The sequence below is a fragment of the Deltaproteobacteria bacterium genome (assembly GCA_011773515.1).
Lineage (GTDB): Bacteria > Desulfobacterota > Deferrimicrobia > J040 > J040 > WVXK01.
The window spans coordinates 15,001-15,212 of record WVXK01000091.1 but is presented as its reverse complement, the minus strand read 5'-3'; the positions used below and the strand labels follow the sequence as shown (position 1 = coordinate 15,212).

Below are 212 nucleotides of genomic sequence, written 5' to 3'. Positions count from 1 at the left end.
CCGCAATCCAGCGAGTGCAGCGCACTCCCCCGCACAACGGGAATGTCATCGCCGGGAAACTCGTACTTGCTGAGCAGCTCGCGCACCTCCAGCTCAACCAGATCGAGCAGCTCGGGATCATCCACCATGTCAACCTTGTTCATGTATACCACAATGTAGGGAACACCCACCTGACGGGCCAACAGTATGTGCTCACGGGTCTGGGGCATCGG

At 59.0% G+C, this 212-nt stretch carries 1 pseudogene (running past one end of the window); it reads right to left on the bottom strand.

Annotated elements, in window-relative coordinates:
• Positions 1 to 212 (bottom strand): annotated as a pseudogene (locus GTN70_09605) (hypothetical protein); it runs 144 nt beyond the window's last position.